A 3,968-nucleotide genomic window follows, 5' to 3' on the forward strand; every position below is an offset into this window, starting at 1 on the left:
ATCGCGGACCGAACCGCTCCACGGGCGACGCGGCCCCGCCAGCCCGCAGGCGACCATCCCGCCCCAGGTGGCTTCTTCACCATAATGCGGCGGCTCGCAGGGGAGCATTTGCCCGGCGCTCTCCAGCGCCGCTTCAATCGCCACCAGCGGCGTTCCGGCACGCGCGGTTATCACCAGCTCGGTCGGGTCGTAATTAACAATGCCGCGATGACAACGCACATCCAGCGTTTGCCCGGTGACAGGGCGACCTAAAAAGGCTTTGCTATTGCTGCCCTGAATCACCAGCGGCGTTTTATCGCTAATTGCCTGATTCACCTGCTCCAGCAGCGCCTGGCTGTAATCACACTCGCGTAGCATCAGAAACGCTCCAGTTCAGGGAAAGGTAAATGACCGTGATGCACATGCATGGCACCAAATTCAGCACAGCGGTGTAGCGTGGGAATGTTTTTCCCAGGGTTCAGCAAACCATCGGGGTCAAACGCCGCCTTGACCGCATGGAAGGTCGTGATTTCATCGCTGTTGAACTGGGCGCACATTTGATTGATTTTTTCTCGCCCGATGCCATGTTCCCCACTGATGCTGCCGCCAACTTCAACGCAGAGTTCGAGGATCTTCCCACCCAGCTCTTCCGCGCGGGCAAATTCACCGGGTTCGTTGGCATCGAAAAGGATTAACGGGTGCATGTTGCCATCTCCGGCATGAAAGACGTTGGCAACACGTAAATCATATTGCTGCGATAAACGGGCAATGCCTTCCAGTACGCCAGGCAGGGCGCGACGCGGGATGGTGCCATCCATGCAGTAGTAATCCGGGGAGATACGTCCTACCGCCGGGAACGCATTTTTGCGACCGGCCCAGAAACGTACGCGCTCTGCTTCGTCCTGTGCCAGACGGACGTCAGTCGCGCCCGCTTTCAACAAGATGTCGTTAACCCGCTCGCAGTCTTCCTGTACGTCAGACTCCACGCCGTCCAGCTCGCATAACAAAATCGCTTCGGCGTCGACGGGATAACCGGCATGAATAAAATCTTCCGCCGCGCGGATCGACAGGTTATCCATCATCTCCAGCCCGCCGGGGATAATGCCATTGGCGATGATGTCACCAACTGCAAGTCCGGCTTTTTCTACCGAGTCAAAGCTGGCTAACAGAACCCGCGCCACGGGCGGCTTCGGCAGCAGTTTTACCGTCACTTCGGTGGTCACGCCGAGCATACCTTCCGATCCGGTGAACAGCGCCAGCAGGTCAAAACCAGGTGAATCCAGCGCGTCCGATCCCAGCGTCAGCGCCTCGCCGTCCAGCGTTTGCACTTCAATTTTCAGCAGGTTATGTACGGTCAGACCATATTTCAGGCAGTGGACGCCACCGGCATTTTCCGCCACATTGCCGCCAATTGAACAGGCTATTTGTGAGGAAGGGTCCGGTGCGTAGTAGAGATTATGCGGCGCAACGGCCTGGGAGATCGCCAGGTTACGCACTCCAGGCTGCACGCGCGCGCGGCGACCAACGGGGTTAATGTCGAGGATCTCTTTAAAGCGCGCCATCACCAACAACACACCTTTTTCCAGCGGCAGCGCGCCACCAGAAAGCCCGGTGCCTGCACCACGGGTCACCACCGGTACACGCAGGCGATGGCAGACAGCCAGAATCGCTGTCACCTGTTCCATTTGCTTAGGCAGAACAACCAGTAATGGACGCGTGCGATACGCGCTCAACCCGTCACACTCGTAAGGAATGATCTCCTCATCGGTATGCAGGATCTCAAGTCCAGGGACATGCTCACGCAGTGCCATCAGTACCGATGTGCGGTCGACATCGGGTAAAGCGCCATCAAGACGCTCTTCGTACAAGATGCTCATGAGTAGGCTTCGCTTTGTTGTGTTGTGTGGCAGCTGATTTTTGCGCGCTGCTTCTGTGAACAGTTATTAAGCGGGCTTTTCGTTTTCGTCTATCTCTTTAGCTACCGGTCAGACCATTTTTTTTCCAGCTCTGTGACCTTGCCTTGGTTAACTCAATGTTAAATTGATGTAACATAATCACTTACGTGATGTGCGTGTTTTGCGAGTTAAGAACAGAAAAATTGGTCCTACCTGTGCACGAGGTCCGGGAATGAAAGATGAACGTCGCCCTATTTGCGAAGTGGTTGCAGAGAGTATCGAACGGTTAATTATCGACGGCGTACTGAAGGTCGGTCAGCCACTTCCCTCGGAACGTCGACTGTGTGAAAAGCTCGGCTTCTCACGCTCCGCACTGCGTGAAGGGCTGACCGTGCTGCGCGGGCGCGGGATTATTGAAACGGCGCAGGGTCGCGATTCTCGTGTCGCACGGCTTAATCGGGTGCAGGACACCAGCCCGCTGATCCATCTGTTCAGTACGCAGCCGCGAACGCTGTACGATCTGCTCGACGTTCGCGCATTACTGGAGGGCGAATCGGCAAGGCTGGCGGCAACGCTGGGAACGCAGGCTGATTTTGTTGTGATAACCCGCTGTTATGAAAAAATGCTCGCCGCCAGTGAGAACAACAAAGAGATTTCGCTGATCGAACATGCGCAGTTGGATCACGCTTTCCATCTCGCCATTTGTCAGGCTTCTCACAATCAGGTGCTGGTGTTTACGCTGCAATCATTGACCGATCTGATGTTTAATTCAGTGTTTGCCAGCGTAAATAATCTCTACCATCGACCACAGCAAAAAAAGCAGATCGATCGCCAGCATGCGAGGATCTACAACGCGGTGTTGCAGCGGCTGCCGCACGTCGCCCAGCGCGCAGCACGCGATCATGTGCGGACCGTGAAAAAGAATCTCCACGATATCGAGCTGGAAGGCCACCATTTGATTCGCTCGGCGGTGCCGCTGGAGATGAACCTGAGTTAGCTGGTATTAAATCTGCTTTTCATACAATCGGTAACGCTTGTACGGCTCCGCCCCAATGCGTTCCAGCATGTTATTCATGCCTGTATTGGTTTCGAGGATCCATGACATCTCCAGCGCATCGATCTTCCGGCGGGCAAACGGATCGCGTAAGGCTTCAATCAATAACAGCGCAATCACCGGGCCGATGCGGCTGAACTGATACTCGTCGCGCACGCCCATCAGCGGTACTCGCGCAGTTCGCACACCGCTGACTTTCAAACGCCACAGCAATTTTGCCCAGCCGAAGGGAAAGAGCGATCCGTTCAGATCGGCAATCGCCTCGTTGATGTTCGGCAAGCCGACAATAAACGCGCAGGGTGCAGAATCAATCTCAGCGATATAGATCATATCGTCCGGCACCAGATATTTAAGTTGATCGCCCATGGTCGCGAATTCATGTTCGGTAAACGGCACAAATCCCCAGTTGTGCTGCCAGCCAGAGTTGAAAATCTCACGCAGGATCTGCATTTCTTCGGCAAACCGCTGACGATTGATGCAGCGAATGGTCACCTTTTTGCGCACCTGATCCATCAGTTTTTTTAGCGCCGGAGAGAAAGTGAGATCGGTTCGCTGCATCCACCACGCCAGTAAATCAATGCCTTTGTGATAACCCAGTTGTTCAATATGCGCGGCATACCACGGTTTGCCGTGTGGCATCATCGCACAGGGTGGTGTGTCAAAACCTTCAATCAGTAATCCGCTTTCCTGATTGATATTCAGGCTGAAAGGACCGCTGATCTTACTTGCACCTTGTGACTTCAACCACGCTTCCGCTGCGCCAAACAACGCGGCAAAAACCTGCGGATCATCAATGGCGTCAATCATGCCGAAATGACCGGTATCTTCACCGTAACGCTCACGGTGCAAGGTATCTATTTGCGCGGTAATACGCCCAACTATCTGCCCCGCTTTTTTTGCCACCCACGCCTGCCAGATGATATGGTCCGTCCCCGGATTTTTCGCAGACAAATGCTCGTTGCGTTCTATGAATAAAGGGGGTATCCAGTTTGGATCGTCGGGATAAAGTGATGACGGAAAAGCGATAAATGCCTTAAGGT

Annotated in this window: 4 protein-coding genes; 1 reads left to right on the forward strand and 3 read right to left on the reverse strand. The window is 54.4% G+C overall.

What is annotated here, in order from left to right:
• Both E0D98_RS21895 and glcD read right to left on the reverse strand, forming a co-directional pair.
• Positions 1-357, reverse strand: a 357-nt coding sequence (locus E0D98_RS21895; protein ID WP_131891008.1) for an FAD-binding protein, incomplete at its 3' end; no start/stop codon positions are given.
• Positions 357-1,856, reverse strand: coding sequence for a glycolate oxidase subunit GlcD (gene glcD, locus E0D98_RS21900; RefSeq protein ID WP_000026117.1), 1,500 nt, complete (start codon positions 1,854-1,856; stop codon positions 357-359). The genes glcD and E0D98_RS21895, both read right to left, overlap by 1 nt.
• Before the next feature lie 250 nt (positions 1,857-2,106).
• On the opposite strand from glcD, the gene glcC reads away from it, so the two are divergent.
• Positions 2,107-2,871 carry a transcriptional regulator GlcC gene (gene glcC, locus E0D98_RS21905; protein WP_001297764.1) on the forward strand — a complete coding sequence of 255 codons (765 nt, stop codon included), beginning with the start codon at positions 2,107-2,109 and terminating at the stop codon, positions 2,869-2,871.
• Positions 2,872-2,877: 6 nt separating this feature from the next.
• Here the strand turns inward: glcC and yghO are convergent.
• A partial coding sequence (gene yghO, locus E0D98_RS21910) for a protein YghO (protein ID WP_180351065.1) occupies positions 2,878-3,968 on the reverse strand: 1,091 nt, incomplete at its 5' end.

The sequence above is a fragment of the Escherichia sp. KCJ4928 genome (assembly GCF_004352695.1).
Lineage (GTDB): Bacteria > Pseudomonadota > Gammaproteobacteria > Enterobacterales > Enterobacteriaceae > ECMA0423.